Annotated in this window: 18 protein-coding genes; 12 read left to right on the forward strand and 6 right to left on the reverse strand. The window is 46.3% G+C overall.

The genetic code is table 11. From position 1 onward, the window contains the following. Positions 1-73 precede the first annotated feature (73 nt). From DFP97_RS01565 to DFP97_RS01585, 4 genes are all read left to right on the forward strand, one after another. Positions 74-403 carry an ArsR/SmtB family transcription factor gene (locus tag DFP97_RS01565; RefSeq protein ID WP_114378206.1) on the forward strand — a complete coding sequence of 110 codons (330 nt, stop codon included), beginning with the start codon at positions 74-76 and terminating at the stop codon, positions 401-403. Next, positions 400-819 carry an SRPBCC family protein gene (locus tag DFP97_RS01570; RefSeq protein ID WP_114378207.1) on the forward strand — a complete coding sequence of 140 codons (420 nt, stop codon included), beginning with the start codon at positions 400-402 and terminating at the stop codon, positions 817-819. The genes DFP97_RS01565 and DFP97_RS01570 overlap by 4 nt, the downstream gene beginning before the upstream one ends. 45 nt (positions 820-864) lie before the next feature. Further along, a complete protein-coding gene (locus DFP97_RS01575) occupies positions 865-1458 on the forward strand; it encodes a YdeI/OmpD-associated family protein (protein WP_114378208.1) in 594 nt (197 codons plus the stop codon). A gap of 256 nt (positions 1459-1714) precedes the next feature. Next, positions 1715-2203 (forward strand): hypothetical protein, encoded by a 489-nt coding sequence (locus tag DFP97_RS01585; RefSeq protein ID WP_114378209.1) that lies wholly within the window; start codon positions 1715-1717, stop codon positions 2201-2203. Between the two features lie 774 nt (positions 2204-2977). On the opposite strand, the gene DFP97_RS01590 is transcribed toward DFP97_RS01585, so the two are convergent. Continuing rightward, complete coding sequence (locus DFP97_RS01590; RefSeq protein ID WP_114378210.1) at positions 2978-3184, reverse strand: hypothetical protein; 207 nt, start codon at positions 3182-3184, stop codon at positions 2978-2980. A 158-nt stretch (positions 3185-3342) separates the two neighbouring features. On the opposite strand from DFP97_RS01590, the gene DFP97_RS01595 reads away from it, so the two are divergent. The 4 genes from DFP97_RS01595 to DFP97_RS01610 all read left to right on the forward strand — a co-directional run bounded on the left by DFP97_RS01595 (position 3343) and on the right by DFP97_RS01610 (position 9098). Continuing rightward, positions 3343-4803, forward strand: a complete 1461-nt coding sequence (locus DFP97_RS01595) for a sensor histidine kinase (protein ID WP_181873307.1) — start codon at positions 3343-3345, stop codon at positions 4801-4803. Positions 4804-4819: 16 nt separating this feature from the next. After that, positions 4820-5395 carry a response regulator transcription factor gene (locus DFP97_RS01600; RefSeq protein WP_181873308.1) on the forward strand — a complete coding sequence of 192 codons (576 nt, stop codon included), beginning with the start codon at positions 4820-4822 and terminating at the stop codon, positions 5393-5395. A gap of 158 nt (positions 5396-5553) precedes the next feature. Further along, the gene (gene mprF / locus DFP97_RS01605; protein ID WP_114378213.1) at positions 5554-8208 is read left to right on the forward strand and encodes a bifunctional lysylphosphatidylglycerol flippase/synthetase MprF; all 2655 of its coding nucleotides are present in this window, start codon (positions 5554-5556) and stop codon (positions 8206-8208) included. A gap of 104 nt (positions 8209-8312) precedes the next feature. Further along, entirely contained in the window at positions 8313-9098 is a 786-nt protein-coding gene (locus tag DFP97_RS01610) for a TetR/AcrR family transcriptional regulator (RefSeq protein ID WP_114378214.1), read from the forward strand. 61 nt (positions 9099-9159) lie between these two features. On the opposite strand, the gene DFP97_RS01615 is transcribed toward DFP97_RS01610, so the two are convergent. From DFP97_RS01615 to DFP97_RS30540, 4 genes are all read right to left on the reverse strand, one after another. After that, the gene (locus DFP97_RS01615; protein ID WP_114378215.1) at positions 9160-9951 is read right to left on the reverse strand and encodes an ABC transporter permease; all 792 of its coding nucleotides are present in this window, start codon (positions 9949-9951) and stop codon (positions 9160-9162) included. Then, positions 9948-10835 (reverse strand): ATP-binding cassette domain-containing protein, encoded by an 888-nt coding sequence (locus DFP97_RS01620; protein WP_114378216.1) that lies wholly within the window; start codon positions 10833-10835, stop codon positions 9948-9950. The genes DFP97_RS01615 and DFP97_RS01620 overlap by 4 nt, the downstream gene beginning before the upstream one ends. Positions 10836-11010: 175 nt before the next feature. After that, a complete protein-coding gene (locus DFP97_RS01625; RefSeq protein ID WP_147275007.1) occupies positions 11011-11211 on the reverse strand; it encodes a hypothetical protein in 201 nt (66 codons plus the stop codon). Further along, entirely contained in the window at positions 11186-13339 is a 2154-nt protein-coding gene (locus DFP97_RS30540) for a metallophosphoesterase (protein ID WP_181873309.1), read from the reverse strand. Before DFP97_RS30540 ends, DFP97_RS01625 begins: the two co-directional genes overlap by 26 nt. 438 nt (positions 13340-13777) lie before the next feature. On the opposite strand from DFP97_RS30540, the gene DFP97_RS01635 reads away from it, so the two are divergent. Together DFP97_RS01635 and DFP97_RS01640 are read left to right on the forward strand one after the other, a co-directional pair. Further along, complete coding sequence (locus DFP97_RS01635) at positions 13778-14554, forward strand: hypothetical protein (protein WP_114378218.1); 777 nt, start codon at positions 13778-13780, stop codon at positions 14552-14554. Between the two features lie 58 nt (positions 14555-14612). After that, a complete protein-coding gene (locus DFP97_RS01640; RefSeq protein WP_114378219.1) occupies positions 14613-15929 on the forward strand; it encodes an alpha-amylase family glycosyl hydrolase in 1317 nt (438 codons plus the stop codon). Here the strand turns inward: DFP97_RS01640 and mraY are convergent. Further along, a complete protein-coding gene (gene mraY, locus DFP97_RS01645) occupies positions 15907-16857 on the reverse strand; it encodes a phospho-N-acetylmuramoyl-pentapeptide-transferase (RefSeq protein ID WP_114378220.1) in 951 nt (316 codons plus the stop codon). The genes DFP97_RS01640 and mraY overlap by 23 nt on opposite strands. Before the next feature lie 232 nt (positions 16858-17089). Between mraY and DFP97_RS01650 the strand changes: the two genes are divergently transcribed. Together DFP97_RS01650 and DFP97_RS01655 are read left to right on the forward strand one after the other, a co-directional pair. After that, complete coding sequence (locus tag DFP97_RS01650) at positions 17090-17743, forward strand: response regulator transcription factor (RefSeq protein ID WP_114378221.1); 654 nt, start codon at positions 17090-17092, stop codon at positions 17741-17743. A 2-nt stretch (positions 17744-17745) separates the two neighbouring features. Further along, a complete protein-coding gene (locus DFP97_RS01655) occupies positions 17746-19143 on the forward strand; it encodes a sensor histidine kinase (RefSeq protein ID WP_114378222.1) in 1398 nt (465 codons plus the stop codon). Positions 19144-19160 lie beyond the last annotated feature (17 nt).

Raw genomic sequence — 19160 nt, forward strand, 5'->3', positions numbered from 1 at the left:
TAGGTGGTGGAATTAACGGCTGTCCCTTCGTACCGCCAATAGATTTCTACTACAGAAAATTGGAGGGAGTGCTGTGAGCGAGAACAACCCGTTGCGGGATGTGTTTGACGCGGTTGCAGATCCAACTAGGCGCCGACTGATTCGTCTGTTAGCAGAGGCAGAGGAGATACCGCTTCATGAATTAACGGCACAGTTTGAAATGGGCCGTACAGCGGTATCCAAGCATTTGACAATCCTTAAAGAGGCCGGACTGGTACTTGACCGAAAAGTCGGCAGAGAAACGCGATTTAGGCTAAACGCCTCTCCACTCAGCGAAATTCAAGATTGGGTGGCTTTCTACAGCAAGTTCTGGAGTACGAATATGTTGCGCTTGAACCAACTATTAGAGGAGGAAGAAGAATGAGTTTAACCTTATCCTTGGATTTTCAGTACACGACATCGATCGAGAAGCTTTGGTCCGCCTTAACCGATTCAAGCAAGCTTGCCAAGTGGGTGGCCAACATCCAGACCGGTGAGGCGATGGAAAATGATTTTAAGCCCGTCGTAGGACACCGTTTTCAGTTTCGTACTCAGCCGTCCGAATATTGGGATGGAATTATAGACGGCGAAGTGCTTATCGTGGACGCACCAAACCGGGTGTCCTACACCTGGGCCAGTGGAGCGGAGACGCACACGATCACCTGGACGCTGCAGGATTTAGGGGACGGTAAGGTTAACCTTCATCTCGAACAAACCGGAATCTCAAATGCTCAAGCACTGGGTGGAGCTAAGTATGGCTGGAGTAAATGGTGCGGCGAGCTTGAAAAGGCTTTGGCCTAGCTGTATTCAAGCATCCATCGAAAAATTGAAAAGGGGTGTTCCTTGATGACAAAAGGGGAAAGGAATCCTAAGATTGATCCATTTTTTAGTAAGGCGAAAATGTGGAAGGAAGAATTCGAGCTGCTCCGAAATATCGTTCTTGACTGCGAGTTGAAAGAAGAGTTTAAGTGGATGCATCCTTGTTACACGTTTCAGGATAAAAACATTGTTTTAATACATGGATTTAAAGAATACTGTGCGCTTCTGTTTCACAAAGGTGCCTTGTTAAAAGATCCCCATGGTATCCTAATCCAACAAACGGAAAATGTACAGGCGGCGCGTCAGATTCGGTTCACCAATGTTCAAGAAATAGATGAGATGCAGCTTATCTTGAAAGCTTATATCGATGAAGCCATTGAAGTTGAAAAAGCCGGTTTGCAAGTGAACTATAAAAAGAATACGGAATACATAATTCCTGAAGAATTACAAAATAAATTCGTTGAAATCCCTGACTTGAAAATGGCTTTTGAAGCATTGACGCCGGGACGGCAAAGAGCGTACATTCTTCATTTTTCTGCACCCAAACAATCCAAAACTCGAGAGTCAAGGGTTGAAAAATATTTACCGCATATTCTGGATGGAAAGGGATTAGATGATTAGGATATTCGATGGAAAATAGGTTTCACCCATGATACCTTCTTTCACGGATAACATCACTGGGAGTGTTCATGAATTAAACGATTAAAGGAGCAGTTGCCTCGGCAGCTGCTCTTCTTATTACGTTGCCAGAAATAGCGGATGCAGGGGCCGCTCATGACCCTAGTCCTGCTGTCTCCGGCAAACTGCGGTAAACGGGTACGTTTGACAGAGGACGACATAAACTACAATAACCATAAATCAAGAGGGGTGCTGCCGGATGGGATATACGGTGCAATATATACCTCTAAGCAAGATAAAGTCTGGGTCTATCGCCAATTCAACAAAGCGTAGCAAAGAACTTCGCAAAGTCGCTCAGGATTGTATGCAGCTGTTGATCGTCAGAAAAAGCCGAAAAGACGGCGGTTACGTCATTGTAAGCGGAATTAATCACTTGGATTACTACACAAGGTATACGAGGAAAAGCGTAGTACCGTGTCTGGTGGACGAAGGCAAAATTTCATCGACTTTTGCATCATTATTGAACCGTTTTCAAAAACGCAAGCTGCCCGATGAACTGCCATACATCAATACTGATCTAATTGCCGGCAACAGTTGGTCCATCATCCGCTCGTTTTTGAAGCAGGATTCCCGGTTCAAAAGGTTAACCCGCACAGAGCAGCTTAAGGTGCTTCGCCTTGGAATTCAATATAAGAAAACGACGATACGATCCATGAAAGCGAAGGTGGATGAGCTGATAAAAAGGTAGTATAACATCGCGAGGTTGCTGTGGTAATGAACGACGACCTCGTTAAGGGCAGGATAGTGTGATAAACAAATAAAAATATAGAACTTTTTTCATTATTTTTACGTCTAAAAGATTACTGGCGCAATTGAGGTACATGAGAGGAAGAAGCACAGTTGGTACTAGGAATGATTTTAATATTTTGTTTATGCGTATATACAATTTGGGCCAGTGTAATTTGGCTCCACAAGGGGTTAAAATTTAAGCAATCTGCTGAGATGTTAAAAGGGATACTTGCTTTATCCGTACTTGCTTTATGCTTGGTCATAGTCTGCTGGTATGGATCAATGATCTATGATCTTGTTAACATGTCGGAAGCAATATCTTAATAGGAAAGCCATGTCAACTGCCACAATTTTTTTCTGGCCGCGCCCCTGCTTTAATTAGAGGAAAACCTCCCGTTAATTTGTCCTCGAAATCATGAGAAGAATCATCTTACCGGAAAAGCTCCATCTAAATCGCCGGTTTTGTTGATCATTGACCGAATAGGATTAAATTAACGGGAGGTTTTCCGTGTACAGGCTTACGATCCGACCAAGTAGAACAATTAGCGGGAGGTTTTCCTGCTATAACTTTCCAGATAAATTATTAATAGCAGCAAAATACAAAGATCACCCGCAAAACGGATAAAAATCCACTTGGGGTGATCATTTTGGGTCAAAAGACATAGGTCTCCCTGTTCCCAATCTTTGAATCACATATTATACTTATAATAGAAGAAATTAACCAATTATTTCATTACACCTCAGGCTTGGCTTCGGCTTTTGCTGCCTCTGGTTTAGCTTCGGCTTTAGCCGCCGCCTCAGGCTTAGCTTCGGCTTTCATCGTTGCTACAAACGCTGCTTCCGGTTTCGCTTCAGCTTTCGCGGCAAACGCCGGCATTGCTGCGCCGAACACTAGAGCCATTCCCAAAACCGTTGCAACTAACAATTTACCTTTTTTCATAATAATCATCCCTCATTCTTATTATTTGATTTAGTCTAAGGATTTGTTATCCCCGCTTGAGACTCATTATAAAAGCATCCGGAAATGTACATAAGGTTGAACTTTTTTCACCCGGGTATAAAGCTGCACAAAAGGTTAATTCAATGGAGGCTATTTGGATGGTCATTTTATACTGCACCATATTTCTGTCCTTGTGGACGATTGGCACGGTACTGCTGGTCAACAATTCGGGAAACCCGCACACGCGCTGGTTCAGTTTGTTTTTGTTCGTCACGGGCTTAGCAAGCTTCTCGGTCGTTCTTAACGTGCAGGTTTTGCCTTGGATGCGCATGTCGTCCATATTTTCGCCTGAGGCTATAGAGTACGTAAGGCTGTTCTCGATGGTGGCTTGGGGTGTAGAGTATCACTTTTTGCCGTACCTGCTGCTTATTTGCTCGCTGGTATTCACCCGATTGTTCCGCCGAAAAGCCATTATTTTGTTCAGTCTGGTCACCCCTGTGCCCATCATCGTTTACTTGGCTGCGGTTCCGCCGCTTTATCCTGAGCTGCAATTGGGCGGTCACCCGTTGTCCCGTATCATCTCCGGCGTATATTTTCTGGCGGCGCTCGCGATCTACTGGCTGCGGTATTTAACCGAACAGAATGCTTCCCATAAGAAAAACAGCTTCCGCACTGCGGTGGCTATCATCCCGTGCATTAGTTTTCTATACGCTACGGATTATATCGGTATTGAACGGGTGATCATCAGCCGTGAAGGCATGGAGATAACGGGCAGTAACATGTGGCAGTTTAACTTTATTATCGCTCTTGTGTTTGCAGCCTTTTTCATTTACTACGGGATGAAGTACGGCTTCATGGGGATCAAGCTCCGGATCGAGCGACAGAAAATCGATTATTCCATGAAAAACTTGACGCAGGGTGCGCTTATTTTGAATCATACGATTAAGAATGAAGTGCAAAAAATCAACTACCTTAGCAGCCGGATGAGGGATTCCGTCGTCCATAACGATAAAGAAGAAATGCTGCACAATCTGGCCCATTTGGACCAGGTGTCGGAGCATATTTTAAATATGATGAACCAAATCAAGGAAAGAACCGGCGATATCGTGCTGTATGAGGAGGAACACCGCATGGCGGACGTGCTGGAATATAGCCTCATGGCATTAGAGCCTATGATGCAGGCCAAACAGATTAGCATCCATAAAGACGTGCAGTGCGATCCGGTTATTCTGTGTGACAAATCCCATATCAAAGAGGTGCTGAACAACCTGCTCGTTAACGCTCTCGATGCGATTGAACCCGGAAACGGAAAAATCTCCATTTCCTTGCTGGGAGCCAAGAAGGAAGTCGTGATTTGGATTAAAGACAATGGGGCCGGGATATCGGCCGAAAGTGCGGCTCGGATGTTCGATCCATTTTTTACGACGAAGAAAGGGGTATCCAACTACGGACTCGGCCTGAACTACTGTTATGGAGTGATGCAGAAGCATGGAGGAAGTATCCGGCTGGTAGAGACGGAGCAGGGGAAGGGGACATGTATGGAGCTCCGGTTTCCGGCCAAAAGGGTGCGCATGATCAAAATACCAGACCGTTCCGCAGCGCTGCGGGTCGGCGTTTAAAAGGGGAATGACCGGGATGGATCACAAAATACGGGTGATGCTTGTGGAGGACGACAGCTTCTGGCGGGAGCGGCTCTTTGCCGATTTGAATAAGGAAACGGATATCGAGATTGTCAAAGCGGCGGCAACAAAGCGGGAAGCGCTGGAAGAGGCGGGTGTTCTGGACGTCGACGTGGTGCTTATGGACATCAACTTAACCGAGAATCAATTGGATGGACTCGAGACCACCAAGGAGCTTATGATCGCTACCCAGTCGAAAGTCAAGGTCATAATGTTAACCTCATTGACGGAAAAAGAAATCATCGTCAAGGCGTTCCAAAACGGAGCCGTGAATTATATTAATAAATCGAGCTTCCCCGATATCGTACGCGCGATCCGCGAGGCCTATGCCGATCAGGCTTCCATACATCCGGATGCGGCTTTGGTCATGAGAGAAGAAATACGGTTAATGCTGTTATCCCCCTCCGAACGGGAAATTCACGATCTCAAGGAGCGCGGCTACAGCCGAACGGAAATTTCGGAGCTCCTCAACAAATCGTTAAATACGATTAAGACGCAGATCCGGAGCGTACGGAGCAAATTGTTAAAATAATTCAGATAGCATAGTGAAGGGCTGCCACGCGGCAGCCCTTCACTATGCTAAGAGCCCCCTTATACAGGATTGATAAGCAAGAGAGTATACTTTACTAGTCCATCATGGCAATACTATAATTAATAGTACTGCTCAAATCCTATTCAAGGGGATATTCAATGAATTGGTTTCGTGAAATAGCTCAAAAGCTGCGCATTATTAAGCTTCTTTCTATCCTCTACCGCGCCAGGCTGCTGCGGATTCTTATCCCCTTCGCTATTATCGCTCTCGTTTATTGGGAAGGACAGAAAGAATTCCAGGCGGTCGATTGGGGTACAACCCTGCATTATCTTCATCATATACATCCCAAGACGATCTTCCTTATGCTTATCTTTTCCCTGCTTGCGGTTTCCGTGATGAGTACATATGATTTTTTAATCCGAAAACATTTTCAATTCCCGATAGGCTTATGGAGCTCGTTTCGTTATGGATGGATTGCGAACACCTCCAACAATCTCATAGGCTTTGCCGGTTTAACAGGGGCCGGATTACGAACTTTTCTTTACCGTAATCATGCTATTCCTATTGCAAGCATTGCGACTTCGGTTGCTTTCCTCTCCACCATTACATTTACCGGCTTATCGCTGCTCGCAGAGTTAAGCATCATCGGTGTTTTTCCCATAAAGCCAATGATCGCAGCCCATCCTTGGCTCGTTTACGCCGTGTGGGCAATCGGATTATATTTGCCTTTATTCGTGCTGATACAGCGAACGCCGCTATTCACGAAATGGTTTAATCGGGATCAAGGACAGCTAGGCTTACGAATAATGACCGCATCAATAGGCGCTTCTTTTTTGGAATGGTTTTTTGCAGGAATGACCTTCTGGATTATCGGGACGAAGTTTCTTCCAGGCCTTTCCTTTACGCATGCGCTCGGCATATTTACCATTGCTGCAATTGCCGGCATCGTCAGCATGGCGCCCGGCGGGATCGGCGGCTTTGACTTAACGGCCATGCTCGGTTTGCAACTCTTAGGCTATCCTCCCGATAAATGCGCTGTCGTTCTTGTATTATTCAGGCTGCTGTATTACATTGTGCCGTGGCTGATTGGCCTTATAATGGCGGTTTTTGAGTTCCCTATCAATCTTAAACGGGGCGACCAGGCGGAAGGAAGCATAATGGAACGCGCTCTGAATTTATGGCAGAAGGTTTGGCGTTGGCCGGGGCAGTTCGGGTTGATTGGTGAAATCGGTGCTTGGTCACTCGGCAAGCTTGTATTCGCAAGCGGAGTGATTTTGCTGTTATCCGCTGCAACGCCTGGAATGCTCTACCGACTCCATTATGCGGAAGAACTATTATCGCTTCCTATTATGAGGCTTTCCCATCAGCTCAGCGTCATTATCGGCATCATGCTCGTCGTGTTGTCCCGCGGAATATCGCTTAGGATCAAACGAGCCTATAACTGGACGCTCTTGCTGCTTTGCGCAGGCTCCTTTTTCACTTTAGCGAAAGCGTTCGATTACGAGGAGGCGATCTTCCTCCTTATCGTAGCGCTGCTGCTGTGGATCTCGAGGCACCGTTTTTACCGTCTTGCAGTACCATTCGGAAAATATAATATCGCCGCTTGGGGCTTGATCACTCTCCTTATCGTCTATGGCTATTATCTGATTGGTTCCCATATGCATCCGGCATTTCTAAAACATTTGCCCCGGGCGGCTAATGATGCATGGCTGTTAGAGCCTGGCGAGCATATTATCGTTGCGTTATTCGGCCTCTTAGTCGCATGGCTTATGCTGTCGCTGCTTTACTTATTCCGGCCAAAGCGGTTCGAGATTACCGGTGTAGCTCCGGAAGAACAAGCAAAATTAAAAGCTTTTCTAGAGCACGAACAAGGAAATCTATTGACGCATATGCTCTTTACCGGCGACAAAAGCTTCTTCTGGGCCATGGATAACCGCGTATTAATTCCGTATGCGAAAATTAGAAATAAGTTAGTCGTGCTGGGTGATCCCCTCGGTCCCAAAAGCCTGCTGAGCGCGGCCATCCAGCAATTTCAACAGTTTTCGGATCAATTTGCTTTAGAGACCGTGTTTTATCAGGTTGCGCCAGATTATTTGCCGCTCTATCATGAAAACGGCTACCGCTTTTTTAAGCTGGGCGAGGAAGCTCTCGTTCATCTGGAGAGCTTTACTCTCGCAGGAAAACAGAATACGAACATGCGAACGGTCAAAAACCGCTTTGAACGCGAAGGCTTTCAGTTTGAAATCGCTCAGCCGCCGCATCATCCATTACTAGTGGAAAGATTGGCATATATTTCAAACCAATGGCTGGATGGTAAGCATGAAAAGGGCTATTCCCTCGGGTGGTTCGAGGAAGGCTATTTGCATCAGGCGCCCATCGCGCTGCTGAAAAATACGGACGGTGATATTATCGCTTTCGCTTCATTAGCACCAGGTTATGATGACGCTACGATGTCCGTCGATCTGATGCGCTATTTGAAGGCCACGCCGAATGGAACGATGGACCAGCTCTTCATTTGTTTGCTCGAGTGGGCCAAGTCTCAGGGCTATTCCCGCTTTAACCTAGGCATGGCTCCCCTTTCGCGCGTAGGCCAAAGCCAGAAGGCGATCAAGGAAGAAAAGCTGGCACGCATTCTATTCCAATATGGGGGCAGCTGGTATGGTTTCATAGGACTAAGAAGGTACAAGGAAAAATTTTCTCCGGAATGGGAGCCGCGTTATCTCGCCTATCCCTCATCCGTCTCATTGCCCTTATTATTAGTTGAGCTCGTCCGCTTAATTGCCCGCCACCCAAGCAAAAACAAAAAAACGTAAAGCTTCTCGACTTACAAAGAACCGACGGTGCTCTAAAAAACTGTGATATACTGTTTACTAGATATACACTTCGGAAGCAGGAATAGGATGGAGGGGCGAACAACATGACGAACGGCGGTCAAATGGATGATGAAGCTTTGAAAAACTTACCTAACGGCGTGACGCTGAGCTGGGGGATCGTAAAAAAACCGCGCAGGGGGCCGAAGGGCGAGCTCAGCATTCCAATGATCGTCGACGCCGCAGTCGCGATCGCAGACAGGGACGGACTCTCGGCCGTTTCGATGAGCCGGGTAGCCCAGTCCTTGGGCTTCACCACGATGTCGTTGTACCGATATATTACGAGCAAAGAGGATCTTCTGGTGCTCATGCAGAATGCAGTGTGCGATATCCCGGTTCCTCCGGAAGGGTATCAGCCCGATTGGCGCGAAGAGATGCGGGATTTCGTGCAGGCCTGCGTTCTCGTATTCCGGGAGCATCCTTGGTTTGCGGATATTCCCATCAAGGGCATCCCCCTAACGCCGAATAATCTTCGGTTTATCGACTGGATGCTCCGCATCATGCGTGATTTCCCCCTCAATGACTTTGAGAAAATGTCGTTCGTGCTTCTGCTCAGCAGTTACGCGCGGGCGTGCGGCATGATTCAGCGGGATATGGATCACGCCCTCAAGGCCGGCGAAAGCATCGATTCGTTCAACGGCTTGAATTACACAGCCGCGCTGAAGCATTTGGTCAAGCAGGACAGCTTTCCGGATTTATATCCCATCCTCATGTCCGGCGCCTACACGGGAGAAACGGAAAGCCCGATCGGTGACGATCTTGCCTTCGGACTAGAGAGAATTTTGGACGGTATCGAGCATTATCTTGAGGTGAAACGGTCCATGCAGCCTTAAATGCGATATGCAACAAAAAAAGCAGCGATTCGGCTAGACCGAACCGCTGCTTTTTTGTCTTTTACCGGCGCCCTGACTTTCTTCGGAACGCGATAGCGCACCACACGAGTGCGATCAGAAGAATGGCCGCGCACCAGCTGATCGCCCACCAGCCGTTATCCCCGATCGGCGTGCCGGCGAGCAGCCCGCGAATTGTCTCGATGACCGGCGTGACCGGCTGATGGTTCGCGAATCCTTGGAGCCAGGAAGGCATCGTATTTGTCGGAACGAAAGCGCTCGACAGATAAGGGAGAAACAGGAGTGCGAACCCGTAGCCGCTGGCGGCAGAAGGGCTGCCGGTCACCAGCCCTATCGCCGCGAATAACCAGGTGTACGTCAGGATGAACAAGATGATGACACCGAGAGCCGCGATCCATTCCCATGCGCCGGCACTCGGGCGAAAGCCTACAAGCAGGGCAACGCCGATGACGATGCAGGTCGCCAGCAAATTGCGGGCGAGGCTGGCGGCGACGTGTCCCGCAACGACGCTTACGGATCGGATCGGCATCGTCCGGAATCGGTCGATAATGCCGTTCGTCATGTCCGTCGCGACATCCACGGCGGTGCTGGAGGAACCGAAGCCGGCGCATAAGAGAATAATTCCGGGAACGACGTAATTCACGTAGTCCCCGGTCGGATCGATTGCGCCGCCGAACACATAAGTAAACAAAAGCATGAGTAGAATAGGGAGCATAATGGCCATAATCAGCGCTTCGACGTTACGCAGGCTGTGACGCAGGCTGCGTCCGATAAAGATCAGGTTCGTTGCCGTAAAGGAAGCGGGCTTCGGCAGCATCGATGGCGAGGTTTTCATACGAGGGCTGCCTCCGTTTCTTTGGCCGTCAAGGCCAGAAATACATCGTCCATACTCGGCTTTCGAATGCTGATGCGCGTGTCGGATGCGAAGGAATGGGCGATTTCGTTCAACTTATGACGGACGTCCTCGATGCCGCCGCTTGTCGGAACCGTCCGGAGCAGCTCGTCGTTCCCGTTTCTCAGCTCGATCACTTCGCCGCTGACGCGCGCTTTGAGCTCGTCGGCGGTCCCGGATGCGACGACGCGCCCGCGGTTAATGACCGCGATCGTATCGGCGAGCTGATCCGCTTCCTCCAAGTACTGTGTCGTCAGGAATATCGTCATACCTTGCTGCTTCAGCCGCAGAATGATGTCCCATAGCGCGCGCCGGCTGATCGTATCGAGCCCCGTCGTCGGTTCGTCGAGGAACAACACCGGCCGGTGCACGACGAGGCTAACGGCGAGATCTAGTTTGCGGCGCATGCCGCCGGAGTAAGTCTTTACTCGTTTGCCTGCAGCGCCCGCGAGATCGAAGCTCTTCAGCAGCTCGGCGGTGCGGGCGCTGCTTTCCTTGACCGAGAGGCCGGACAGCCTGCACATCATTTTCAAATTTTCTTCCCCGGTCAGCACTTCGTCAACAGCGGCGAACTGGCCCGTCAGGCTGATCGAATTCCGTACTTCCTTCCTGTCGCCGACGACATCGTATCCGTCGATCCGCGCATGGCCGCTATCCGGCTCTGTCAGCGTAGACAGGATGTGGATCAACGTCGTTTTGCCGGCACCGTTCGGTCCGAGAAGCGCGAAAATGGTTCCCTTCGCCACAGCCAAATTGATGCCGTCCAATACGGTTTGCTTGCCGAAACGTTTGCGTAAGCCATTCACTTCGATCGCGAGCGTACTCATTTTAATCACCTCTTCATTAATTGTGTATTATGTAATCAGTATAGTGTGTATACAGTTATTTCGCAACAGGTTATTTGAAATATTCTCCAAAAAGATAAGACCGGTAACCACTCCATAAAGGAGAGTTACCGGCCTTACTTGTAATTTCAACATGACCGTATCATAAAGGCGAAGATCAGAATGGTACCAGCTGCAGGTTGGTTACCCGCTCGACAAGCCAGATCAAGCCAATGATAAAGATGACCGTTGATGCCCCAATGATTATTCTTCTCGTTTCGAATTTATTCCTCAGCAGGTGCAGAAAGAACTCCTGAAGAACGCCGGCAAAGCCGAACCCATGAATCAATTGGTTATAGAGGATATACCGATACATCATCGAAGTAGCTATTCTGGTTCCCCCAACAATACAAAGCTACCGTACCAGTCGTAAGGGAATTGTCCGTAACGGGTCCGCCAAAGATATCTTTGCCGTCCTGGAACACCTGAATCTGATTGCCAATGACTTTGACTTCCAGGTTGGAATTGGCTCCCTGCGTATATCCTGGTGCTGTCGCAGTGGCAATCATGGTTTCCACGCCGTTTACGACTTTGAAGAGCTTAGCGAAATTGCGCTGCTTATCCAGGTCGAGCTTATAGTAGTTGTTCTGGTTCTGATAGCGGAACATGAGGCCGATTCCATCATCATCGGTGGAACGAAGGATGGCGGAATACGAATAATTTGTCCAGGAGAAAGCCCCGCTATTGTTGTAATAGGCAAATGTTCCTTTTCGATTGTTGGTTGAGGAAACATCCGGGCCGTAAATATTGGAAGTCTGTCCGACTTCCCCTCTCACCACCGACCAGGCAGAAGGTGCGTTAATCGTTCCCTCGTCCACGACCGTCCAGCCGTTGATATTATTGTCATTGAAGTCGTCCGTCATAAGAGCATTGGCAGGTTGAACCCGGACATCTTCATAATAGGCATTTTGGCTCCCCCAGCTGTACATGGCAACGGTTCCGCCGGTAAGATCGCTATCCGTCACCGTGCCAAACAGATTCGCTCCGTTCAGCGTGACGGTAATCTTTCCATACCTGACCGTAGCTTTCAGCGTCATATCCGCACCGACTGTGTAAGCTCCCGCAGAGGTAGCAAGAGTGGTTTCAACCCCATTTTTCATCTTGAACAGTTTGCGGAAATTCCTTTCGCTGTCCAGATCCACTTTGTAATAGTTATTGGGGTCCTTGTAGTAAAACATGAGGCCGATTCCGTCATTATCCGTGGATTTAAGAATGGCCTCAACACTGTAATTGTTCCAGTTCATAGCAGCTGTTTTGTTGTAATAGGCAAAGGTCCCTTTCCGATTGTCGACGGAGGGAACATCCGGACCGTAAATATTAGAGGCTTGTACGGCCCTTCCGCCGCTTGAGGACCAGCTGGAAGGGGCGGAAATTGTTCCTTCATCCACAATCGTCCATCCGCTCAGATTCCCGTCATTGAAGTTGTCAAGCAGCACCGGTTTTGTTGGAGCTGCCGGCGTACCAAGCTCGACGTTTGTATACAGGAAGTCATTTTGCCAATCGGATTTGTATTGATTCAGATAGGGGGAATAGCTGCTCGCTTTCACAGTCCCGTTAACCGGATCAATTTCCAGAAGACGGAGATAACCGTTTCCTCCATTGGTCTGCATCTGGTAGTTGGACAGCATCTGGTAGACTTTGTTTCCGTGGTCCCCGATAGAGACACGGCGGCCTTCACCGTCGTCCAAAACATGTCCGTTAAGTACAAACGATATGTTAGGATGCAGCTTGACAAACTTATTCCACATTTCTTCCCCGTCATTGACTCCTCCCGCTCCCGAAGCTAGACCGTAACTGTGCGGATTCCAGCTATGGCCGGCATTATGACGGGTCTCATCGTAAAACATATAAGTATGCGTTACCACAATCACCCGGTGATTCGGATGAGAGGAGACGACCTGGTTTGCCCAATCCAGTACAGGATCTCTTGGTCCGAATTCCAGCGAAAGCACCAGCCAGTTGGTCCCCCCAGCGCTGAAAGTATGATAGTTGTTGTCATACTTGGTCGGTTCAGCCGTATAAACGCCCCCGAAAGTCGAGGTTCCGGAATAATGGCTTAGAGGAAAATAGGTGTTGTACAAAATGGTATTCCGCGTATCTGACGAACCGTTGGTACCGATATCGTGGTTTCCAGGCACAACCGAATAGGGAACGACGCCGTCCAGTTTTCGCATGGCATTCTGGGCAACCTGCCACTGAGTCGTGCTGTTTTTATTGGTGATGTCTCCCTCATGAAGCACAAACTTGATGTTCTGTGCCTGCGAGTTGTCGACAATCCACTGGGTTTGGGCGTTAAAGATATTAGGATAGCTTTCCGCATAGATTTGGGTATCCGGCAGGATGGCAATTTTGAAAGCTGACGAGCTAGCATTTGTCTGGGTGGAGTAGTGGAAATAGAAGAACATCATCCCAATCATCAATAAAAAAACGAGCCTTATTGCTTTCAACTTATTATTCCTCCTTTTATTTTTAGAGTCGAAGTCCGGAAGTCAGCGCCTTGTGGTCTCTTCCATCTCAGCCAAATTAAAGTCTTCGTCACACTTTTTTTGACTTGATCAAGGCTCTCTCAGGCTGTCTTAGCTTGTTTGATTTTAGTGTAGAGATGAACTGTAAGCCTGGTATCAAAAAATTGCAAAAAAATAGTAAAAGGTGTAATTTCGCTAGATTGTTGTTAGTGTTCGTAATGTGGATAAAGGTTCGCTCAGCAGGTTAACGGTGATACGGAACCTTACCATAAGAAACGGTAAGTTATTACGATTGACAGCAACAATTAATACGTGGTAATTTCACAATAGGATAATAAAGGCAATGTAAGCTTCGGGTTCAACCTCGCTGAGAAGTGGGTTGGACCCTTTTTACATTTCAAAACCTGGGGAGGATTCGTAATGCTGAGAACAGAATTGCTGTTACAGCGGCTGGGCGAGATCGGGAAGTCGCTCGAACGCAAAGGCGGAGCTCTTTTATTACTAGGCGTTGGTTCCGTTGGGATCGAGACAGAACGGTTGGATGAATATTCGGATTTAGATTTCTTTGTCATTGTGAAACCGGGGGAGAAAAACAGATATATCGACCGATTGGATTGGCTAGAAGAAATACACCCTCTTGCCTATTCGTTTAAGAATTCGGATGTTGGGTACAAAGTACTGTTCGAAGACGGTATTTTCGGGGAATATGCTGTATTCGAGGAATGGGAACTGGCGAACGCCTCCTATACGGATGGCCGGGTCATATGGAAGGATCCGATGTATGGCAATACGGGAATCGCCAAACCTTCCAACCCGATCCCCAGCCTAAAAAATGATTCCTTGGACTTTCCTTTGAACGAAGCCTTAACAAATCTATACGTGGGGCTCGGCCGCTATGCAAGGGGAGAGTGCCTATCCGCGACGAGGTTTGTTCAAGGTTACGCTGTGGACAGAATTCTATCCGTGCTCCATCTGCTGGAGAAAGAGGTGGATTACTTTCCCGACCCATTCGGGAATGAGAGGCGGTTAGAGAAGAGATACCCCCGTTTTGCGGAAATCATAGGAGACATGATACAGGGATACGATCATGTTCCCGAATCGGCACTTCGCATTTTAAATTTCATAGAAGAAGTGTATCCAGTCAATCGAAGGCTAAGCGATGAGATACGGCGATTGGCTAATCTAACTTGCCGATAGAAACAGCACGGAGAACCATATTGTCGGAGTCAAGAATCTATTTACAGGAGGTCATCCCATGCTGACTAAATTTCCAACAAAGGGATCTAAGGGCGTACGATTTGTTTATTATACGGATACTCCTGTTGATAGCGTTGCTCTAGCAGGGACCTTTAATAATTGGAATGGCGATAGAAACTACATGAAGAGAATGGAAGATGCGACAGGTTGGGAGATTGAATTACCTATTCTTAAGGGAAGACATCTCTATAAATTTGTGGTGAATGGGGAAGCGTGGATTTTAGACCCGTTGAATCCGAGTGTATCGGAAGACGGGCAGAATAACTCTGCGATTACGGTAACTGAATATGGTGATGTATTGATCAGAACAAATGAGATTTCAAAAAATCACCCGGGATACATGTATGAGAACTTTACAGCCCTTTCTAGTCCTGAATGGATTAAAAAATCGGTCATTTATGAGCTTCATCTTCGTGCCTATACAGAAACCGGTTTCCGAGGACTGGCTGACAAGATAGACTATTTTAATGAAATGGGAATCAATACGCTGTGGCTAATGCCGTTTAACGAAGTGGGACATGAACGTAGGATTGGTAAATACGGTGACCCCTATGCGGTAAAAGATTTTTATTCGATAGATCCAGAATTCGGAACCAAAGATGATTTATTGTTATTTATGCGCAAAGCTCATGCGAACGGGATCAGGGTCATTTTGGACTGGGTCTTTCTTATTCGTCAGATGATCGACAGAACGATTACACAGTCTGAGTTTATAACGATTTATAACTCTTACAAGTACAGCTTTCCTAGAAATTCTCTGAGGATGAATTGGCTTGAGGAGAAAGAACAGTCCAGAGTCCGGGAGTATTTGGGTGTGGAGCATGCAGGACCTGCTGCTTCAATTTTACTGACGCTCGAAGGTGTTCCCCTCATCATGATGGGACAGGAATTTAATGAGAATACGATGGAAACATGGACGTCCTTGTTCGATGAGTATAAACTCAACTGGGATTCGTTTGATACAAGGATATTCGAGCACTATAAATTCCTGATCCATCTTCGAACAAATCAGCCGGCATTTTGGGCGGGCGAATTGGAGTTCATACGTAACTCGGAAAAAATGGTGTTATCCTACATAAGGCAGCACAAAGGCATCAAGTTTTTGATTATCGTTAATTTGTCAGAGGATGCTTTGCTCGTTCTTTTTGATAAGGAATCCCTAGCAGACGAATTTATCAAAGATAGGAAAAATATGCTCTATCGCACTGGAAGGGACGACCTTCAAACCGAGAATGATTCTTCAGCATTATGGGCGAATAGCTATGAAACAATAATATATAAAATGGACGGGCCTAAAGGACAAATTTCCAAATAAGCCAACAAATAAGAACAGATACCCATGAAATGAAACCAAACGCCATGACGATCTTATTCTCGCTCCAGCCATATTTTAGGCTGAAATGATAATGAATCGGAGCCATTTTGAATAAGCGCAGTTTTGTGCGTTTATAGTACCAGACTTGCAAAATGACTGAAAATTGTTCAGCCAGATAGACTGAAAAGAGTAGTGGGATTAAAATTTCAACCTTTTCAATAACCGCTAAAAAGGAAAGCGAACCTCCAATTGCGAGCGATCCAGTATCCCCCATAAACGCTCTAGCGGGATAAATATTGTAGAGAAATAAGCCGAGCAGACAACCAATCATTACGAGCGAAAATATTTGTACTTCAGGTTTGTCTGAAATCAGAAAGAAGAAAAAATAAGTTGGGATCGCAACATTGATCAATAGCCCGTCAAGACCATCCGTAAAATTGATAGCGTTCGCTGAACCAACTACAAACAGGAGCATTATTACGATGTACACGTAAACGGGCAGGTGTAATTGAACCCCGTGGAACAACGTAATGTCACTCGTCAGCGAGAACGAACGGAACAATGTGAAAAGCAGCACACCAGTAAAAGCGAATTGAAATACAAGTTTCGTCCTTCCGGAGATACCGGATGGATCTTGCCATGCTGCTTTTTTGAAATCATCCATAAAGCCGACTGAACTGAATAAGAGAAACGTAACGCATAAAAAGATCATCAATGGGGCGGGATGAAACTGTAATGACGTTACCACGCCGATAATTAAGATCAGGCCAGCCATCAGTGGTGTTCCCCGTTTGGCCTGATGGTCAGGGGGTAACTCAGATCGAATTGGCTGCGTTAGCTTTAGAACGCGCAGCCCCCAAATGAGTAGTGGTGTAAAGAATGCTACAAGTAAGAACGAAAGACCAGACACGCCAAAGATCCCAAACATGCTAATAGCACCGCTTTCATTACGGAATTTCTCCTTTTATTATTGTAATTCAATATGGTGGACAAATATTCCTTTTGCAATTCATCGACGAATCAGGAAACTTTGGTTTTAGGTATTAAATTCCTTTGAATGGATAAACTTCTGTGGGGTAAGACTGTAGGATAAAAAATTTTACAACTCTATGATAACTTTCAATTTCAGAATTGCTATCATGGCGTAGAGGTGTATTCTTATGGCGAAAATACTGATTGTAGATGATGAGAAGGCAATTAACGATTTAATTGCCGTAAATTTAAAAATGGTCGGGCATGAGTATGTCCAATTGTACAGTGGGGATCAAGTTCTAAAAACATTAAATGAGATGCGAATCGATTTAGTCATCCTGGACGTGATGCTGCCTGGCAGAGACGGCTTTGAAATCGTGCAGGATATTGTGAAACGCAACGTACCGGTTATCTTCTTAACAGCAAGAAATACGGTTTCTGATAAAGTGCATGGCTTGGAGAGCGGAGCGGAAGATTATATAGTCAAGCCTTTTGAAGCAGTGGAACTCATCGCTCGTATCCATGTCATATTAAGAAGAAACCAAAAGGTCGCAAACGAATTTAGGCTGGATGACACCATAGTAGATTTGGAAAAGCATATGGTGACTGTTCATGGACAAGAAATCGAAATAACCAATAGGGAATTCCAATTATTGGATCTTCTCGTACAAAATAAAAATATCGCGCTATCCCGTGAGAAAATTATTGAGCAAACATGGGGTTTCGATTTTTATGGAGATACAAGAACCGTTGACGTGCATATTCAGAAGCTGAGAAAGAAACTAAATTGGGAGACACGGATCAAAACGGTTTATAAATACGGTTACAGGCTAGAGGTGTAGAGGTGAAGTTCTGGCAGAAAACGTATCTGTGTGTGTTGATTGTATTTCTGGTCGCCTTCGACCTTGGAGCCTATGGTCTTTTAAAAAAGAGTTACCAACTAAACGAACTTTTGGATATCTCAAGAGGCTTGAGCGTATATGGGAGCATCGAAAATTCATTAAGCTATATCCTTCGCGTCTATACTGAACGTACGGGCAGTACCAACTATGAAACGGTAATTGCTAGTTTCGCAGCAAATTATTATAAAGAGGATATCCTTTTAGAGGTTTACCAAGCGGATCAATTGATCTTTTCCAATGCTTATCAATTTGTAGGGGATCGAGCAGAACTGGATGGGGATCCTTACGAATCCATATACAGAAAGATGAATGATGAGCTATGGCTGTTTATCGGCGGGAAAATGGAATTCCAGGATTTAAAACTCGTTATCTCAAGAAATTCTGATTATTTACAGGAATATTATATTACTTTACGGCAGTATTTCATTACATTGAGTGTTGTGATTTCTTTGATTTTATCGGCAGCGCTTATTTTTCTATTATTTCAATTAACCGCACCCATCCGCAGGTTAAACAAAGGTGTAAAGGCGATTGCCGCCGGAGCGTATGGTCGAAGAGTGAAAGTGAGAGGGAACGACGAATTTGGGGAATTAGCACAAGATTTTAACAGGATGGCTGATGCTGTTTCCAATCATATTGAAACGATCAAAAAGGCGAGTGAAGACAAAGAAATATTCATCAATAACCTCACTCATGAACTAAAAACACCCATTACGGCTATCAAGGGCTACAGCGAGTTTTTGAATCATGCCAATTATAATGAGGAAGATAGGAAAATGGCGGTCCAGTACATTCATGAGCATATTGCGCGGCTGGACGTCCTCTCAGGAAAAATGATGCAATTGTTATATTTGAAGAGTGAAGAGGTTGACTTAGGGCCTGTTCATATCGAGAATCTGTTTTCATATGTGGTAAACATGGAGCGGCATCATCTAGAGGCGAAGCAAATGACGATAAGAATGGAGTGCTCGGCCGACGAAGTCTATGGAGATCAAGAACTATTACAATCCTTGTTCATTAATTTAGTAGAAAACAGCATAAAAGCTTCCTCGTTCGGGGGGGAGATCCAAATGAGAAGTTACCATTACGACGAAGGCGTTGTGCTTGAAGTGTTGGATTATGGGAGAGGTATACCTGAGAAGGACATTGAGAAAATTACAGAAGCGTTTTATGTAGTAGACCGATCCCGTTCAAAAGAACTGGGTGGGATTGGGCTTGGCTTATCCATCTGTAATCAGATTGCCCAGCTCCATCATGCAAACATACAAATAGATTCAAAAGAAAATGAATATACAAGGGTCTCTGTTTATTTTACAACTCCATTACAACTTGAAGATTAGTTCATAACGCGGCCCCA

The sequence above is a fragment of the Paenibacillus prosopidis genome, from assembly GCF_003337375.1.
GTDB lineage: Bacteria > Bacillota > Bacilli > Paenibacillales > Paenibacillaceae > Pristimantibacillus > Pristimantibacillus prosopidis.

Excerpts from the sequence above, each read along its gene's own strand:
- DFP97_RS01595 (WP_181873307.1), top strand. The coding sequence starts at position 3,343 with ATGGTCATTTTATACTGCACCATATTTCTGTCCTTGTGGACGATTGGC.
- DFP97_RS01620 (WP_114378216.1), bottom strand. The coding sequence starts at position 10,835 with ATGAGTACGCTCGCGATCGAAGTGAATGGCTTACGCAAACGTTTCGGC.
- DFP97_RS01575 (WP_114378208.1), top strand. The coding sequence starts at position 865 with ATGACAAAAGGGGAAAGGAATCCTAAGATTGATCCATTTTTTAGTAAG.
- DFP97_RS01570 (WP_114378207.1), top strand. The coding sequence starts at position 400 with ATGAGTTTAACCTTATCCTTGGATTTTCAGTACACGACATCGATCGAG.
- DFP97_RS01640 (WP_114378219.1), top strand. The coding sequence starts at position 14,613 with ATGCTGACTAAATTTCCAACAAAGGGATCTAAGGGCGTACGATTTGTT.
- DFP97_RS01610 (WP_114378214.1), top strand. The coding sequence starts at position 8,313 with ATGACGAACGGCGGTCAAATGGATGATGAAGCTTTGAAAAACTTACCT.
- DFP97_RS01600 (WP_181873308.1), top strand. The coding sequence starts at position 4,820 with ATGGATCACAAAATACGGGTGATGCTTGTGGAGGACGACAGCTTCTGG.
- DFP97_RS01585 (WP_114378209.1), top strand. The coding sequence starts at position 1,715 with ATGGGATATACGGTGCAATATATACCTCTAAGCAAGATAAAGTCTGGG.
- DFP97_RS01635 (WP_114378218.1), top strand. The coding sequence starts at position 13,778 with ATGCTGAGAACAGAATTGCTGTTACAGCGGCTGGGCGAGATCGGGAAG.
- DFP97_RS01625 (WP_147275007.1), bottom strand. The coding sequence starts at position 11,211 with ATGATGTATCGGTATATCCTCTATAACCAATTGATTCATGGGTTCGGC.
- mraY (WP_114378220.1), bottom strand. The coding sequence starts at position 16,857 with ATGTTTGGGATCTTTGGCGTGTCTGGTCTTTCGTTCTTACTTGTAGCA.
- DFP97_RS01615 (WP_114378215.1), bottom strand. The coding sequence starts at position 9,951 with ATGAAAACCTCGCCATCGATGCTGCCGAAGCCCGCTTCCTTTACGGCA.
- mprF (WP_114378213.1), top strand. The coding sequence starts at position 5,554 with ATGAATTGGTTTCGTGAAATAGCTCAAAAGCTGCGCATTATTAAGCTT.
- DFP97_RS01650 (WP_114378221.1), top strand. The coding sequence starts at position 17,090 with ATGGCGAAAATACTGATTGTAGATGATGAGAAGGCAATTAACGATTTA.
- DFP97_RS01590 (WP_114378210.1), bottom strand. The coding sequence starts at position 3,184 with ATGAAAAAAGGTAAATTGTTAGTTGCAACGGTTTTGGGAATGGCTCTA.